Genomic DNA, 16,808 nt, shown 5'->3' with positions numbered 1-16,808 from the left:
CCGGTTCCTGAAATTTGACCGGCCTCGACCGGAACAACTTCCGCCCTGCTCGGTTCTTAACTTGCCAACCGGGGAGCAACATGGCGCGTATATCAGCCTCCAAAAAATCGAGACTGCCAATCACTGACGTTCCGGACGCCGCCGACGCGGCGTTGCGCGAACTTGCCCAGACACGAGTTGTCATCGAGAACGTATCCCACGAGATCGACGGCGGCCGCTTTCCGGCCAAGGCTGTCGTGGGCGAAGACTGCGTCATCGAAGCTGATATCTTCAGCGACGGCCACGACGTCATCAACGCCGCCATTGAGTGGCGTTGTCGGGGCGACGAGATGTGGCACACCGCCCCGATGCGTTTCGTCGACAACGATCGTTGGGCCGGAACCGTCCGCTTCGAAAGGCTCGGCAGCCACGAGTTCACGATCATCGCCTGGCGCGACCTCTTCGCGACATGGCTGCGCGACACCGAAAAGAAGATCAACGCGGGTCAGGACGTCTCGCTTGAGACGATCGAGGGCGATCATCTCGTTGAAGCCGCCGCTGAGCAGGCCGCAGGCTCCGAGCACGAGCCGGCGCTGCAGGCGATCGTGAAGTCGCTCAACTCCGTCAGCGAAACCACCCACAAGCTGACGATCCTGCTAGCGCCCGAGACGCGGCGCTGCATGCGCAAGGCCGGTCCGCGCACCAACCTGTCGCGCTGTATGCGCACGCTGGAGATTTGGGTGGAGCCGCAAATCGCTGGCTTCGGCGCCTGGTACGAGCTCATGCCGCGTTCGCAGTCGGGCGACATGAGCCGCCATGGCACCTTCGATGACGTGATCGCCCGTCTCCCTTACGTGAAGAATCTGGGCTTCGACGTCCTCTACTTCCCGCCCATCCACCCGATCGGCCGGACCAACCGCAAGGGCCCGAACAACAGCCTGACAGCTGGTCCCAACGATCCGGGCAGCCCCTATGCCATCGGCTCGGAAGACGGCGGTCACGACGCGATACATCCCGAGCTCGGCACATTCGAGGATTTTCACCGGCTGGTTGAAGCCGCCCGCGCGGAAGGTATCCTGATCGCGCTCGACTTCGCGATCCAGTGCTCGCCGGACCATCCATGGATCAAGGAGCATCCGGAATGGTTTGACTGGCGGCCGGATGGCACCATCAAGTTCGCCGAGAACCCGCCGAAGAAATACGAAGACATCGTCAACGTCCATTTCTACCGCGAGGCGATCCCGGGCCTCTGGTACGCGCTGCGCGACATCGTCCTGTTCTGGATCGGCCATGGGGTAACGATCTTCCGCGTCGACAACCCGCACACAAAGCCCTTCCCCTTCTGGGAATGGATGATCCGCGAAGTGAAGACGCAGCACCCCGAAGTCGTCTTCCTTTCAGAAGCCTTCACGCGACCCAAGGTTATGAAGCGGCTGGCCAAGGTCGGCTTCACCCAGTCTTATACCTACTACACGTGGCGCAACACCAAGCAGGAGCTGACGGAGTACCTGACCGAGCTGACCACCGAGGAATGCCGCTACTACATGCGGCCGAACTTCTTCGTGAACACGCCGGACATCAACCCATACTTCCTGCAGACGAGTGGACGCCCGGGCTTCCGCACCCGCCTCGTGCTCGCCGCCACTCTTTCCGGCAGCTACGGCATCTACAACGGCTATGAGATCTGCGAGGCAGCACCCGTTCCCGGCAAGGAAGAGTATCTCGACTCGGAGAAGTACCAGCTCCGCGTCTGGGACATGGACCAGCAGGGCAATATCCAGGATGACATCCGCCTCGTGAACCGCCTGCGGCGTGAACAGCCGGCCATGAAGGCGTTCACCTCGCTCAGGTTCTACAATGCCTGGAACGATCAGGTTCTCTACTACGCCAAGAATGACAAGGCGTCAGGCGATTTCGTGCTGTTCCACGTCCTGCTTGATCCGCAGAACTCGCAGGAATTCGACTTCGAGATCCCGCTCTGGGAGTTCGGCCTGCCGGATGATGCATCCATAGAAGTCCAGGACCTGATTCACGGCAATCACTTCACCTGGCACGGCAAATCCCAGCGCCTGAACCTCGATCCCAATCAACGCCCCTACGCAATCTGGCGCCTTATCCCGCCTGGAGCCCATAGATGAAGCACAGCAGCCCCAAGACCGACGGGATCATCGATCGCAACCAGCGCGACTGGTACAAGGATGCGATCATCTACCAGCTGCACATCAAGGCATTTCAGGACGCCAACAACGACGGCATCGGCGACTTTGCAGGCCTCATGCAGCGGCTGGACTATATCCAGGAGCTTGGCGTCAACACGATCTGGCTCCTGCCCTTCTATCCCTCGCCACTCCGGGACGACGGTTACGACATCGCTGATTACCGCGCCATCAATCCGTCCTACGGGCAGATGAAGGATTTCCGCGCCTTCGTGGCTGAAGCGCACCGGCGCGGCCTGCGCGTCATCACCGAGCTCGTCATCAACCACACGTCGGACCAGCATCCGTGGTTCCAGCGCGCGCGCACGGCGAAGCCCGGATCGCCCGCCCGCGACTTCTACGTCTGGAGCGATACGGACGCGAAATTCCCGGAAACCCGTATCATCTTTCTCGACACGGAAAAGTCGAACTGGACCTGGGACCCGGTGGCTGGCCAGTACTACTGGCACCGCTTCTACTCTCACCAGCCAGACCTCAACTTCGACAATCCGCGCGTTCTGCAGGAAGTGCTGAAGGTCATGCATTTCTGGCTGGAGATGGGTGTCGACGGTCTGCGGCTCGACGCGATCCCCTACCTGATCGAGCGTGAGGGCACGAACAACGAGAACCTGCCCGAGACCCACGACGTCCTGAAGAAGATCCGCGCCGAGCTCGACGCGCATTACGAAGACCGGATGCTGCTTGCCGAAGCCAATCAGTGGCCGGAGGATACGCGGCCCTATTTTGGCGAAGGCGATGAGTGCCACATGGGCTTCCACTTCCCGCTGATGCCGCGCATGTACATGGCGCTGGCGCAGGAAGACCGGCACCCGATCTCCGACATCATGCGCCAGACGCCGGAAATCCCGGACGAATGCCAGTGGGGCATTTTCCTGCGCAATCATGACGAGCTGACGCTTGAAATGGTGACCGACAGGGAACGCGACTACCTGTGGCAGACCTATGCCGATGACAAGCGCGCGCGCATCAATCTCGGCATCCGGCGCAGGCTCGCGCCGCTGATGCAGAACGATCGCCGCAAGATCGAGCTCATGAATTCGATGCTGATGTCAATGCCGGGAACGCCGATCCTCTATTACGGCGACGAGCTCGGCATGGGTGACAACTACTATCTCGGCGACCGTGACGGCGTGCGCACGCCCATGCAATGGTCACCGGACCTGAACGCCGGCTTTTCCCGTGCCAACCCGCAGCAGCTTTACCTGCCCGTCATCCTCGACCCGATCTACGGCTATCAGGCGATCAACGTGGAGCGGCAGGCGAGCGACCCGTCCTCGCTTTTGAACTGGATGCGCAAGCTGATCGCCGTGCGCAAGCAGCATCCGGCCTTTGGACGCGGTACCTTCCGCATGCTCTACCCGCGCAACCGCAAGATCCTGGCTTATATCAGACAGCATGAGGATGACGTGATCCTCTGCGTGGCGAACCTGTCCCGCGCGGCACAGGCGGTAGAGCTCGACTTGCATGACTGGAAGGGCATGGTGCCGCTGGAAGTAACCGGCCGCTCGCCCTTCCCGCCGATCGGCGACCTGCCCTATCTCGTGACGCTTCCAGCCCACGGCTTCTACTGGTTCCACTTGACCAATGAGACGGAAGCGCCGCACTGGCACCAGCAGGTGCCGGACATCCTGCCTGAATTCATCACCCTGACGACCCGCGACGGAAGCATCCGGAACGCGCTTGAGGGTCGTGAAGGCCGCCAGTTCGAGGCCGAAACGCTGCCGCGCTTCCTGGAGCTGCAGCGCTGGTTCGGCGCCAAGGACAAGGCGATCCAGAGTGCAAAGCTTAAGACCTTGAGCGAACTGCCTGACACGAAGTTCGTGCTGGCAGTCTCCACCGTCAACCTTGGCGATCAGGAGCAGAAATACTTCCTGCCGCTGTCGTCCCGCTGGGGTGAGGAGCATATCGCCTTCGGCGCTCCAACGCTGTCCTATACGCTCGCCAAGCTGCGGCGCGGATCGCGCGTCGGCGCTCTGATCGACGGAGCCTACGATCCGGATCTGTCACTCGCGCTGCTCGATGGGCTGCGGCAGGGACTGGAACTTGAGGGTCCTGCCGGCCGCGTCGTCTTCAGGCCGAACGCACCGGCGGAGGCTTTCGCTGATGTGGATTCACCCCATCCGACCGGCATCGAGCAGAGCAACGTGTCGATCATCTGCGGTGACTCCGTCATCCTGAAGATCTACCGCCGCCTGCGTCCGGGGCCTCAGCCTGAGGTCGAGATGGCCCGCTTCCTCACCAACGAAACGGACTTCAAGGGCATGCCCGCCTTCATGGGCAGCATCGACCATGAAACACAGGACGGCGAATGCACGGTGCTTGCCACCGCCTTCAGCTTCGTCCGCAACCAGGGCGATGCCTGGTACGCGCTGACCTCCGCACTTCAGCGTCACCTCCAGGATTGGGAAGCCCTCCGAACCTCCGCCACACCTGAGACGGAACAGGAGCCAGCTTTCCCACGTGAGCTCGAGGTTGGCGAACGGCTGGGCCGTCGCACGGCAGAGCTTCACGCAGCCCTTGCCACCCCAACGGAAGATGCGGACTTTGCGATGGAGCCGACCGCACAGGCTGATGTCCTTCTCTGGACGGAAGCTGCGCGCACCGACGTGGTGGAAATGTTCGATGCGCTCGAGCGGGCTTCTGCAGATAGCCTCACCGAGGGAGCGGCCGAGCTGCGCAACGAACTTCTGGCGAAGCACGACAGCACGCTCGAACGGCTGCAGCGTGGTCTGACGTTGACGCCTTCCGGCGGACGCACCCGGATTCACGGCGACTATCATCTGGGTCAGGTGCTGGTGGAGCACGACGAGTTCATCATCATCGACTTCGAAGGCGAGCCACGGCGGACTATCGAGGAACGCCGCGCGAAGATGTCCCCGCTCCGCGACGTGGCCGGAATGCTGCGCTCCATCGACTATCTCGCCCGCTCCATCCTGCGCGAGACCGTGCGGGGCCTGCCACCTGAGAGTGCTCGTGCTGCGCAGGAGCGGTTGCAGCTCTGGCGGGACACGACCGTTGCGCAGTTCCTGGAAGGCTACCGGTCCGAAATCGAAGGCTCTTCGGTCCACCCTGAGGATCGTGAATTCGAGACCGCACTCCTCGACCTGTTCCTGATCCAGAAGGCTGCCTACGAAATCATGTACGAACTCTCCAACCGGCCCGCTTGGGCGGAGCTGCCAATGTCGGGACTGCTGGAACTGCTCGGCGGAGAAGACGCATGACGGCCGCCTATGCTTCTGCCATGGCCAATGACATCCAGGCCATCGTACGCGGCCGCCATGGCAATCCGTTCGCCATCCTCGGCATGCATCAGGACGGCGGCGGCTGGCTCCGCGTCAACGTCTTCGCCCCGTCCGCAGGCCGCGTCTGGCTCATCGCCAAGGCTGACGGTTCCGAAGTCTGCGAGCTTGAGCGCATCCATCAGGAGGGCTTCTTTTCCGCCGATCTCGGCCAGCGCGAACCCTTCGACTACCGCCTTCGCTTTTCCGCCGGAGACGCCGAATGGACGGAAGACGACACTTACGCCTTCCCGCCGCTACTCGGCGAGATGGACGAGTATCTGCTGGGCGAAGGGCGGCATCTGGAGCTTTACAACCGTCTTGGCTCACATCCCATGACGCTTGAGGGTGTTGAGGGGGTGGGCTTCGCCGTCTGGGCCCCGAATGCCCGGCGTGTGAGCGTCGTCGGCAACTTCAACGCCTGGGACGGCCGCCGTCACCCCATGCGCAAACGCCTTGGCGTCGGCGTCTGGGAGCTCTTCATTCCCGGCCTCAAGGCGGGCGAGCTCTACAAGTACGAGATCATTGGCGTGCACGGGGAAGTGCTGCCGCTGAAATCGGATCCCGTAGCGCGCGCCCATGAACTGCCGCCCGCCACCGCCTCTGTCGTGTGTGACGGCGTGGATGCTTCCGCTCATGACGATCGCTGGCCCGCGCGCCGCGAAGAACTGCGGCGGGCCGACAAACCCATCTCGATCTACGAAGTGCATCTTGGCAGCTGGCGGCGCACTGCCGACGGCGAGATGCTCGACTACGACACGCTGGCAGACCAACTCGTGGACTACATTACGGATATGGGTTTCACCCATGTGGAGTTTCTGCCGGTCACCGAGCATCCGTTCAGCGGTTCCTGGGGCTATCAGCCAATTGGCCTCTTTGCGCCAACAAGCCGCTTCGGCTCGCCCGCAGCCTTCGCCCGCATGGTCGACCGGCTTCACGCAGCCGACATCGGCGTGATCCTCGATTGGGTTCCGGCCCACTTCCCGTCCGATGCGCACGGTCTCGTCCGCTTCGACGGCACTGCTCTCTATGAGCACGAAGACCCGCGCCTCGGCTTCCATCAGGACTGGAACACGCTGATCTATAACTTCGGTCGGCTGGAGGTCGCGAACTTCCTCACCGCCAGCGCCCTCTACTGGCTGGATGAGTTCCGCATTGACGGCCTGCGAGTCGATGCCGTGGCTTCCATGCTCTACCTCGATTATAGCCGCGAGCCCGGCCAATGGATCCCGAACCGCTACGGCGGCCGTGAAAACCTCGACGCGGTCGATTTCCTGCGCAACACCAACCAGCTTGTCACGACCCGCCATCCCGGCGCGCTGATGATCGCGGAAGAATCCACCGCCTGGCCCGGTGTCAGCCGCACCGTCGATGATGGCGGCCTTGGTTTCTCGTTCAAGTGGAACATGGGCTGGATGCACGACACGCTCGACTACATGCAGCATGATCCGATCCACCGCCGCCACCATCATCACAAGATGACCTTCGGCCTCGTCTATGCCTGGTCGGAAAACTTCGTCCTGCCGCTTAGCCACGACGAGGTTGTGCACGGCAAGGGTTCGCTGATCGGCAAGATGCCGGGCGACCCCTGGCAGAAATTCGCCAACCTCCGTGCCTATCTCTCCTTCATGTGGGCGCATCCGGGCAAGAAGCTGCTGTTCATGGGCGGCGAGTTTGCGCAGGAACGCGAGTGGAACCATGACCAGTCGCTCGACTGGCATCTGCTCGACGACCCGATGCACAAGGGCGTGCAATCGCTGGTGCGCGGGTTGAACCACCTTTATGCCGCAGAGCCTGCACTCCACGAACTCGACACGGAGCCTGCCGGGTTCGACTGGCTGGAAGCAAATGACGCAGAGAACAGCGTCTTCTCCTTCATACGGCGTAGCCGCGGCGACGTCAGCCCCGTCGTTGTGGTCTGCAACATGACGCCCGTTGTCCGTGAAAACTTCCGCATTGGCGTTCCCCGCGCCGGACAATGGAGCGAAATCCTGAACAGTGACGCTGCCGAATTCGGCGGCTCCAACGTGACCAACCCTCCCATCCCCTCCCAACCGGTTGCCTGGCACGGTCAGAGCCAGTCCATCGAAATCACTCTTCCCCCGCTGGCAGTCGTATTCCTCAAATCGGAAAGCTAAATCATGCCGCGTGCCCGCCGTATTCTTGAAGGATCTCCCTTTCCTCTTGGCGCCCATTGGGACGGGTCAGGCGTAAACTTTGCGCTGTTCTCGGCCAATGCCACCAAAGTAGAGCTCTGCCTGTTCGATGATTCAGGTCGCCGCGAGACCGAACGCGTAGTGCTGCCTGAATATACGCACGAGGTCTGGCACGGATATCTGCCGGATGTTCGGCCTGGTCAGCTATACGGCTACCGCGTGCACGGCCCCTACGCGCCGGAGGCTGGCCACCGCTTCAACCCCAACAAGCTGCTACTTGACCCCTATGCGCTGGAACTGCGGGGCGACATCCGCTGGCACGATTCCGTGTTCGGCTACCGCGTCGGCCATCCGCGCGAGGATCTGTCGTTCGACCGCCGCAACTCATCCTTTGTCATGCCGAAATGCGTGGTTGTCGACCCGGCCTTCACCTGGGGCGAAGACCAGAGGCCACGTCATCCGTGGCACAACACGATCATCTACGAAGCCCATGTGAAGGGCATGACCGCGCTCAACCCGGAGCTGCCGCAACGCTTTCGCGGCACGTTCGAAGGGCTGGCGGACCCGAGCGCCATCGATCATCTGGTGAAGCTCGGCGTAACCGCAATTGAGCTGATGCCCGTTCACGCCTTCTACGACGACCGCTATCTCGTCGAGAAAGGGCTGGTGAACTACTGGGGCTACAACACGGTCGGCTTCTTCTCGCCCGCACCCCGCTACCTCTCGCCCGGCAGCAACATCAACGAGTTCAAGCTGATGGTCCGCCGCCTGCACGAGGCGAACATCGAAGTGATCCTCGACGTCGTCTATAACCATACGGCGGAGGGTAACCAGATGGGTCCCACCCTCTCCTTCCGCGGCATAGACAACGCCAGCTACTACGTACTGGGCGACGACAAGCGCTATTATTTCGACACGACCGGCTGCGGCAACACCGTAAATATGCGCAATCAGCGCGTCTTGCAGATGGTGATGGACTCGCTGCGCTACTGGGTAACGGAATGCCGCGTCGACGGTTTCCGCTTCGATCTTTCGAGCTCGCTTGGCCGTGACCGCGCGGAATTCGACCACAACGCCGTGTTCTTCGAGGCTGTGCGGCAGGACCCGATCCTCTCCGAGGTGAAGCTGATCGCCGAGCCCTGGGATATCGGGCCGGATGGCTATCAGCTTGGCAACCATCCGCCCGGCTGGGCCGAGTGGAACGATCAGTATCGCGACACCGTCCGCTCCTTCTGGAAGGGCGATGACGGCGGCGTGAAGCGCCTCGCGCCCCGGCTACTGGCCTCGAGCGACATTTTTGACCGGCGTGGTCGCCGGCCCTGGTCGAGCGTCAACTTTGTCGCCGCCCACGACGGCTTCACGTTGATGGATGTGGTCAGCTACGACGGCAAGCATAACGAGGCGAATGGCGAGGACAACCGCGACGGCCATGACCACAACCTCAGCCACAACTGGGGCGCTGAAGGACCTACCGAAGACCAGGCGATCAACGAGACGCGCGACCGCCTGCGCCGCTCCATGCTGGCCACGGTTCTCTTCTCGCAGGGCACGCCGATGATCCTGATGGGCGACGAGGTCGGCCGCTCGCAGGGAGGCAACAACAACGGCTATTGCCAGGACAACGAGATCAACTGGCTGACCTGGGAAGACCGCGGTGAGCGCGAGGAAGCGTTCCTCGATTTCGTCGCCAAACTGATCGCCATCCGGCGTGACCGCCTGCTGCTGCGTCAGCCTCGCTTCCTGCACGACCGGGAGACCACACGGGGTGAGCGCGAGATCCAGTGGCTCTGCCCCACCGGACAGGAGATGGAAGGCGGCCACTGGGACGATCCGGCTACCAAGGCTCTGATGGTGCTGCTCAACGGCGACAGCGAAAGCGTGCTGCTGCTCATGAACGCATCGCACGAGGACGTTGAGTTCCAGCTCCCGGAACGCGAGGGCGGCTGGAAGGTTCTGGTCGACACGGCAGAGGGGCTGGCTGATCCCCTCGGCAGGAAGACGGCGGAGACGACCTTCAACCTGCCGCCCCGCTGCCTTCAGCTTGTGGAGGCGAAATATGCCTAGCATTGGCCCGCAGCACTGGGGCGCAAGGCTTCTGGACGATGGCGAGGCACATTTCCGCCTTTGGGCGCCAGCGCTACATACGCTTGCCGTCGAGATCGACGGCAACGCCGTGGCCATGAACCCGGAAGCTGATGGCTGGTTCGGCGTCACGGCGCCGGCCGCTCCCGGTGCGCGCTACCAGTTCCTGCTGCCGGATGGAACGCGCGTTCCTGACCCGGCTTCGCAGGCTCAAGCGGGTGACGTGCACGGCCCCTCCCTCCTCGTCGACCAGGAAGCCTATGAATGGCGCAGCTCCGACTGGCTTGGGCGGCCGTGGGAAGAGGCTGTGGTCTACGAACTCCATGTCGGCACCTTCACGCCCGAGGGCACATTTGCTGCGGCGAGCCAGCGGGTTGAACATCTGGCAAGCCTCGGCATCACGGCGATCGAAATCATGCCGGTTGCCCAGTTCGGAGGAACGCGTGGCTGGGGCTACGACGGCGTTCTTCCCTATGCGCCGCACAACGCATATGGCTCGCCGGACGACATGAAGGCCTTCATCGACACCTGCCATGAGCATGGCGTGATGGTGCTGCTCGACGTGGTCTACAACCACTTCGGTCCGGACGGTAACTACCTCTCGTCCTATGCGCCCGACTTCTTCGACCCAAGCCGCAACACGCCTTGGGGTGCGGCCATCGCCTACGAGCGCGAGCCCGTGCGCCAGTTCTTCATCGACAATGCGCTCTACTGGCTTCGCGACATCCGCCTCGACGGCCTGCGCTTCGACGCCATCGACCAGATCAAGGACGACAAGTCGGACGAGGAAATACTCCTCACCATCGCCCGACGCATCCGCGAAACCTTTCCCGAGCGCCACATCCATCTGACGACCGAAGATAACCGCAACGTCACCCACCTCCACGAGCGCGGCCCGAACGGTAAGGTGATGCTTCACACTGCCGAGTGGAACGATGACTTCCACAACGTCTGCCACGTCATCGCGACTGGCGAGACGGACGGCTACTATCAGGATTTCGCGGACGACATCTGGACAAAGCTCGCCCGCTCGCTTGCAGAGGGCTTCATCTATCAGGGCGAACCTTCGCCCCATCAGGAGAGCGAACCGCGCGGCAAGCCTTCGGCGCACCTGCCGCCCGCGAGCTTCGTCAACTTCCTGCAGAACCACGACCAGACCGGCAACCGCGCGCTGGGCGAACGGCTGACGACGCTCACCGACCCACATGCGCTGGAGATGCTGCAGGCAATCCTGCTCCTCTCTCCGGCGATCCCGTTGGTTTTCATGGGCGAAGAATATGGGGAGACGCGGCCCTTCCTCTTCTTCACGGACTTCACCGGAGATCTGGCCGTAGCCGTCCGCGAGGGACGGCGCAGGGAGTTCGCCGACTTTACCAGCTATCAGGGAGAAACTGTCCCGGACCCCAACGCGCTCAACACTTTCAACCAGAGCAAGCTCGACTGGGAGAAGCTTGATACGCCAGAAGGCAAGGCCCAGCTCGCCCGCTTCCGCAATCTGCTGGACCTGCGACAGAAGCACATCGTGCCACTGCTCAAAAATGCGGGCGGAAACTACGGCCGCGTCGTTGCTGTCGAAGAAGGAGCGCTCGCCATCGATTGGCAGCTGGGCGAGAAACTGCTGCAGCTACGCTGCAATTTCACTGAGCAGGAACTGACCCTGCCGGAACCGCGCGGTGTTTGCCTCTACAGCTATCCCGGCGCGGCGGACGCGGCGGCCAGCTCACCGCACCTGCGCCCGCAGTCCCTGACGTTCTGGCTGGAGTAGCTAGAGCAGTTCAGACTTTCACAGAAACTCTGAACTGCTCTAGCTCTTTGTTTTTTTGGCGGTTCCAGACGAAAAAACCGGTTCCCACTTTTCCTGGAACCGCTCTAATCCCTTTCACCACGCAGCTCGCGGGCAGCCTGCTCCCAGTGGCGTTCGTGTCCGCCCTCTGGATAACCTTCTTCCTCCCAGATCTGGTAGGCACGGCGGCGGATGGCTTCCTCATCCGTTGCCCGCTCGGCACTCTCGTCCAGAGATGCATTTCCCTGATCCGGAAAGCTCGGATGCACTGCTCCGCTCTCCTGCTGGAAGCCGGTGCCATGGATGGAAGGAGCCTCACCCGGCGTTCCCTCGGCAATTTCGTTGCCGCGCACCGGCACCTCTGAAGGGTTGGTGGCCTTGGTCGACGTTTTGCGGCGGGGCTGAGCTGGCTTGCTGGTGAGCTTTGCGTTCAACGTAGTCTCCTTCGTGGTCAGTTGCCGCATCGGGTTGGACGGTCCAAACACTGCAACAACATCCAGAAGGGAAAATGGTTCATCCAACAAAAAACCGCCACCAACTGCACGCTGATGACGGTTTCGAAAATGCTCAGCTTGCGCCGATTATTCCCACTCGATCGTGCCTGGCGGCTTCGAGGTCACGTCGTAGACGACGCGGTTGATGCCGCGGACTTCGTTGATGATGCGCGTCGCAGCGCGGCCAAGGAAGTCCATGTCGTAGTGGTAGAAGTCAGCCGTCATGCCGTCGACCGAGGTCACCGCACGCAGCGCACAGACGAATTCGTAGGTGCGTCCGTCGCCCATCACGCCAACTGTCTGGACCGGCAGCAGCACGGCAAAGGCCTGCCAGATCGCGTCGTAGAGACCAGCCTTGCGGATCTCGTCGAGGTAGATCGCGTCAGCCTGGCGCAGGATGTCCAGCTTCTCGCGCGTCACGCCGCCGGGGCAGCGGATGGCAAGGCCCGGACCCGGGAACGGATGGCGGCCGATGAAGTGTTCCGGCAGGCCGAGTTCTGCGCCAAGAACGCGAACCTCGTCCTTGAAGAGCTCACGCAGCGGCTCCACCAGCTTCATGTTCATGCGCTCAGGAAGACCGCCGACATTGTGGTGCGACTTGATCGTGACCGAAGGACCGCCCGTAAAGGAAACGCTTTCGATGACGTCCGGATAAAGCGTGCCCTGCACGAGGAAGTCGGCGCCGCCAAGCTTCTTGGCCTCTTCCTCGAAGACTTCGATGAAGAGACGGCCGATCGTCTTGCGCTTCTTCTCCGGGTCAACTTCGCCCTCGAGCTGCGACAGGAACTTGTCGGAAGCATCGACGAGAATGAGCGGCAGGTTGTAGTGCTCGCGGAACATCTGCACGACCGAAGCGGCTTCATCCTTGCGCATAAGGCCGTGGTCGACGAGGATGCAGGTAAGCTGGTCGCCAACGGCCTCGTGGGCCAGAAGGGCTGCAACTGAGGAGTCGACGCCGCCCGAAAGCGCGCAGATCACCTTGCCCGAACCAACCTGCTTGCGGATCGCCTCGACAGCCTGCTCGCGGTAGGCGGCCATGGTCCAGTCGCCCTTGAGGCCGGCGATGTGATGCACGAAATTCGCGATCAGCTTCGCGCCGTCCGGGGTGTGAACCACTTCGGGGTGGAACTGCACACCGTAGTACTTGCGCTTGTCGTCGGCGATAGCCGCGAAGGGCGCGCCAGCGGAGGTACCAACAACGCGGAAGCCTTCCGGCAGTCCCGTGACGCGGTCGCCGTGGCTCATCCACACCTGATGGCGGGTGCCCGGGGCCCAGAGGCCGTCAAACAGGGCGCAGCCGTCAGCGATGTCAAGGAACGCGCGGCCGAACTCGCGATGATCGCTCGACTCTACCTTACCACCCAGCTGCGCGCAGAGCAGCTGCTGGCCGTAGCAGATGCCGAAGATCGGCAGGCCGGACTGGAAGATGATGTCAGGAGCGCGTGGGCTGCCGATATCGACGGTGGAAGCTGGGCTGCCCGAGAGGATGACAGCCTTGGGCTGGAGGCGCTTGAACGCCTCTTCAGCGGATTGGAAGGGCGCGATTTCAGAATAGACGCCCGCCTCACGCACGCGACGCGCGATAAGCTGCGTGACCTGGCTTCCGAAGTCGACGATCAGGACTGTTTCTGGGTGGTGTGAAATGCTCATGGCGAGGCTTTAATTAAGGTCCGGTTCAAGTGCAATCGCATAAACCTGAACGATTGCGTTTTCCTACAAGGGATTGGCCCTGCCGAGCCGCGTATCCCGCATTCCATTCGTCACGTGTTAATCTACACTTTTCTCCAGCAGCGCGAAGAAGAATCCATCGGTTCCCGTTGTCGCGGGTGACAGCGTGATCCCGCCGTTAGCGCCCGTCCGGATCTTGTTGAGCGATGCGGCCGGAAAACGATCCTGCCAGAGCGCGGCGTGGTCGGCGAGCCTGAAGCCGGGGTTGCGGCTGAGAAAGCCCTGCACCTGCTCGCCGTTTTCCTGATCGAACACCGAACAGGTGATATAGGCGAGCGTCCCGCCCGGCTTCACATAACGTGCGACGTCATCGAGGATCGCCGCCTGCTCCGCCATCCGCGTATCAAGCTGCAGCTGGGTCAGCCGCCACTTGGCATCCGGCCTGCGCCGCCATGTGCCCGAACCGGTGCAGGGCGCATCCACTAGAACAAGGTCCAGATGGCCTTCGAGCTCTGCAAGACGCGCGGCCTGGCTCACGACCTGCACATTGCGGCATCCTGCTCGCTGCACGCGATCATGGATCGGCTGCAGCCGCTGCGGATCGGCGTCGAAAGCAAAAATCTGACCCTGGTTCTGCATGCGTGCGGAACAGGCAAGCGTCTTGCCACCCGCTCCGGCGCAGAAATCCAGCACCTGCATGCCCGGTGCCGCTCCCGCGAGTTCAGCAACGATCTGCGAGCCCTCGTCCTGCACCTCGAACCAGCCATCCTGGAAAGCCGGTGTGCTCTGCAGGTTCGGGTGCCTGCCGTTGCCGTTGATGGCTGGGATACGGATGCCATGGTGCGCGATCCTGGCCGCTTCTGCCCCGTGCGTTTCAAGCGCCTCCAGAACCTTTCCACGCGTTGACTTTAACGTGTTCACGCGCAGATCGAGCGGTGGCCGCTCGCAAAGCGCCTCGCTCTCCCTCACCCAATCATCGCCAAAAGCCTGTTGCACGAGCGGCAGGCACCAGTCAGGTGCATTGGCGCGGGCAATCTCGGGCATTTCGCCGACGTTCTTGCTTGTTACGTTCGCGCGCTCAGCCTCCGTTACCGGCGGCGGCGCGAAACTGTCCCCGGCAATTGAGGCCGTGAGCGCATCAACGTTGAGACCGTTTTCGAGAAGGTACGAGCCGAGGACCAGCGCGCGCGGCGAGCTTTCGCCAAACAGCCACGCGGCGGCATCCTTGCGGCGCAGTGCGCCATAGACGAGATTGCCGATGGCGGCACGATCGCCCGATCCGGCGAAGCGATGCGACAGGCCCCAATCACGCATGGCATCGGCGGCGGGTCGATTTCGAGTCTCGATATCCTCAAGAACTTCAATAGCGGCTGCCAGCCTGCCACCAAGACGCATGGCCTATCCTTTCCGGTTTACCCGATCAGACGCTTAGCTAAGCTCACTCGAACCGATTAGCAAGCCACAGCGGGTGAGGCATGATGGCCAATGTGAGAAAGCACCTCACGAAAAGAAGAAGGGCGCGGATGTCTCCGCGCCCTCCCCATCATACCAGTTATCCAGCTTACTCGGCTGCCGATTGCTCTTCGAGCGAAACGGCGGTTGCCTCGTAGCCGTGTGCTTCCTTCAGCGCGCGGCGAACGCCGGCTTCGTATTCCGGATGCACGAGCTTGAAGTGGCCAAGCTGACGCTCAACGATGAAGCCCGGAACGCCGCCCATCGCTGCAGCGATGTTCTTGAACAGGCGCTCACGCTGGCCAGCGTCGAACAGCTCGAACAGGGCGCGCGGCTGCGAGTAGTCGTCGTTGCCAACGCGGTGGTCGTAGCGAGCGGCGTCGCCGGAGATGCGCAGCGGCGGCTCCTTGGCAGCCGGGCTCTCGACCGGGCCGTTGAACGAGTTCGGCTCGTAGTAGACATCCGGGTTGCCGGTCTTCAGGCCGCCGTAGACGTTCATCTGGCCATCGCGGTGATAGTGATGAACCGGGCAGCGCGGCTGGTTGACCGGGATCGACTCGTAGTGCGTGCCGAGGCGGTGACGGTGTGCGTCCGCATAGGAGAACACGCGCGCCTGCAGCATCTTGTCCGGCGAGAAGCCGATGCCGGGAACGATGTTCGACGGCGAGAAGGCAGCCTGCTCGATTTCCGCGAAGTAGTTGTCCGGGTTGCGGTTCAGCTCCATCACACCGATTTCGATCGGCGGGTATTCCGAATGCGGCCAGACCTTCGTCAGGTCGAACGGGTTGTAGGAGGTCTTCTCAGCGTCGAGCTCCGGCATGATCTGAACCTGGACGGTCCACTTCGGGAACTCGCCGCGCTCGATGCCGCCGAACAGCTCTTCCTGATAGCTCTCGCGGGTCTTGGCGATGACCTGCTCGGCTTCCTCGTTCGTGTAGAACTTGTGGCCCTGCTGGGTCTTGAAGTGGAACTTCACCCAGTAGCGCTCGCCAGCGTCGTTCCAGAACGAGTAGGTGTGCGAGCCGTAGCCGTTCATGTACATCGGAGCAACCGGCAGGCCGCGGTCGGACATGAGGATGGTGACCTGGTGCAGGCTCTCGGGCGAAAGCGACCAGAAATCCCACATAGCCGTTGCCGAACGCAGGTTGGTGCGCGGATGACGCTTCTGCGTGTGGATGAAGTCCGGGAACTTCAGCGGATCGCGGATGAAGAACACCGGCGTGTTGTTGCCGACGAGGTCCCAGTTGCCTTCCGGCGTGTAGAACTTGATGGCAAAGCCACGAACGTCGCGCTCGGCGTCGGCTGCACCCATCTCACCGGCAACGGTGGAGAAGCGCAGAAGCAGCGGCGTCTCGGCGCCAGGCTGCAGTGCCTTCGCCTTGGTGTACTTGGAGATGTCGCCGGTGATCTTCAGCGTACCATATGCACCCCAGCCCTTGGCATGGACGGCGCGCTCTGGAATACGCTCGCGGTTCTGGTGGGCCAGCTTCTCGATGAGCTGGTAATCGGTCAGAAGGACCGGGCCACGCTCGCCGGCGGTCAGCGTATTCTGGTTGTCCGGAATCGGAGAACCAGCAGTCGTCGTCATAATTGGCTTATCAACCATGCCTTTTGCACCTCACCCAATAAAAGCTCGTGCGCTGGATGCGCACCGGAATCACTGAAGCTTCCTAGAATGGTTCTAACATAGCCGATCGCTT

Annotated in this window: 8 protein-coding genes and 1 pseudogene; 5 read left to right on the top strand and 4 right to left on the bottom strand. The window is 62.1% G+C overall.

Annotated elements, in window-relative coordinates:
• The first annotated feature begins 80 nt into the window (after positions 1–80).
• From IEX27_RS13815 to treZ, 5 genes are read left to right on the top strand one after another with little or no spacing between them, the layout of a single operon-like run.
• Positions 81–2,117 carry an alpha-1,4-glucan--maltose-1-phosphate maltosyltransferase gene (locus IEX27_RS13815; RefSeq protein ID WP_188721652.1) on the top strand — a complete coding sequence of 679 codons (2,037 nt, stop codon included), beginning with the start codon at positions 81–83 and terminating at the stop codon, positions 2,115–2,117.
• The gene (gene treS, locus IEX27_RS13810; protein WP_188721651.1) at positions 2,114–5,416 is read left to right on the top strand and encodes a maltose alpha-D-glucosyltransferase; all 3,303 of its coding nucleotides are present in this window, start codon (positions 2,114–2,116) and stop codon (positions 5,414–5,416) included. Before IEX27_RS13815 ends, treS begins: the two co-directional genes overlap by 4 nt.
• On the top strand, positions 5,413–7,611 hold the full coding sequence (gene glgB, locus IEX27_RS13805; RefSeq protein ID WP_188721650.1) for a 1,4-alpha-glucan branching protein GlgB: 2,199 nt from the start codon (positions 5,413–5,415) through the stop codon (positions 7,609–7,611). Before treS ends, glgB begins: the two co-directional genes overlap by 4 nt.
• Before the next feature lie 3 nt (positions 7,612–7,614).
• Positions 7,615–9,693, top strand: a complete 2,079-nt coding sequence (glgX, locus tag IEX27_RS13800) for a glycogen debranching protein GlgX (protein ID WP_188721649.1) — start codon at positions 7,615–7,617, stop codon at positions 9,691–9,693.
• A complete protein-coding gene (gene treZ, locus IEX27_RS13795) occupies positions 9,686–11,476 on the top strand; it encodes a malto-oligosyltrehalose trehalohydrolase (protein WP_188721648.1) in 1,791 nt (596 codons plus the stop codon). The genes glgX and treZ overlap by 8 nt, the downstream gene beginning before the upstream one ends.
• 116 nt (positions 11,477–11,592) lie before the next feature.
• On the opposite strand, the pseudogene IEX27_RS21390 reads toward treZ, so the two are convergent.
• From IEX27_RS21390 to katA, 4 genes and pseudogenes are all read right to left on the bottom strand, one after another.
• Positions 11,593–11,727 (bottom strand): annotated as a pseudogene (locus IEX27_RS21390) (DUF2934 domain-containing protein); the annotation flags it as partial.
• A 348-nt stretch (positions 11,728–12,075) separates the two neighbouring features.
• Positions 12,076–13,638, bottom strand: a complete 1,563-nt coding sequence (guaA, locus tag IEX27_RS13785; RefSeq protein WP_188721647.1) for a glutamine-hydrolyzing GMP synthase — start codon at positions 13,636–13,638, stop codon at positions 12,076–12,078.
• Between the two features lie 117 nt (positions 13,639–13,755).
• A complete protein-coding gene (locus IEX27_RS13780) occupies positions 13,756–15,051 on the bottom strand; it encodes an RsmB/NOP family class I SAM-dependent RNA methyltransferase (RefSeq protein WP_188721646.1) in 1,296 nt (431 codons plus the stop codon).
• 166 nt (positions 15,052–15,217) lie between these two features.
• Positions 15,218–16,714: a catalase KatA gene (katA, locus tag IEX27_RS13775; protein ID WP_188721645.1), complete on the bottom strand. Its 1,497-nt coding sequence runs from the start codon at positions 16,712–16,714 to the stop codon at positions 15,218–15,220.
• Between the last annotated feature and the right edge of the window lie 94 nt (positions 16,715–16,808).

This window comes from Nitratireductor aestuarii (genome assembly GCF_014641695.1).
Lineage (GTDB): Bacteria > Pseudomonadota > Alphaproteobacteria > Rhizobiales > Rhizobiaceae > Chelativorans > Chelativorans aestuarii.
Note: the sequence above shows the minus strand (reverse complement) of the source record. Positions and strands in the feature narration are given on the sequence as shown.

Excerpts from the sequence above, each read along its gene's own strand:
- glgB (WP_188721650.1), top strand. The coding sequence starts at position 5,413 with ATGACGGCCGCCTATGCTTCTGCCATGGCCAATGACATCCAGGCCATC.
- IEX27_RS13815 (WP_188721652.1), top strand. The coding sequence starts at position 81 with ATGGCGCGTATATCAGCCTCCAAAAAATCGAGACTGCCAATCACTGAC.
- treS (WP_188721651.1), top strand. The coding sequence starts at position 2,114 with ATGAAGCACAGCAGCCCCAAGACCGACGGGATCATCGATCGCAACCAG.
- katA (WP_188721645.1), bottom strand. The coding sequence starts at position 16,714 with ATGGTTGATAAGCCAATTATGACGACGACTGCTGGTTCTCCGATTCCG.
- treZ (WP_188721648.1), top strand. The coding sequence starts at position 9,686 with ATGCCTAGCATTGGCCCGCAGCACTGGGGCGCAAGGCTTCTGGACGAT.
- IEX27_RS13780 (WP_188721646.1), bottom strand. The coding sequence starts at position 15,051 with ATGCGTCTTGGTGGCAGGCTGGCAGCCGCTATTGAAGTTCTTGAGGAT.
- guaA (WP_188721647.1), bottom strand. The coding sequence starts at position 13,638 with ATGAGCATTTCACACCACCCAGAAACAGTCCTGATCGTCGACTTCGGA.
- glgX (WP_188721649.1), top strand. The coding sequence starts at position 7,615 with ATGCCGCGTGCCCGCCGTATTCTTGAAGGATCTCCCTTTCCTCTTGGC.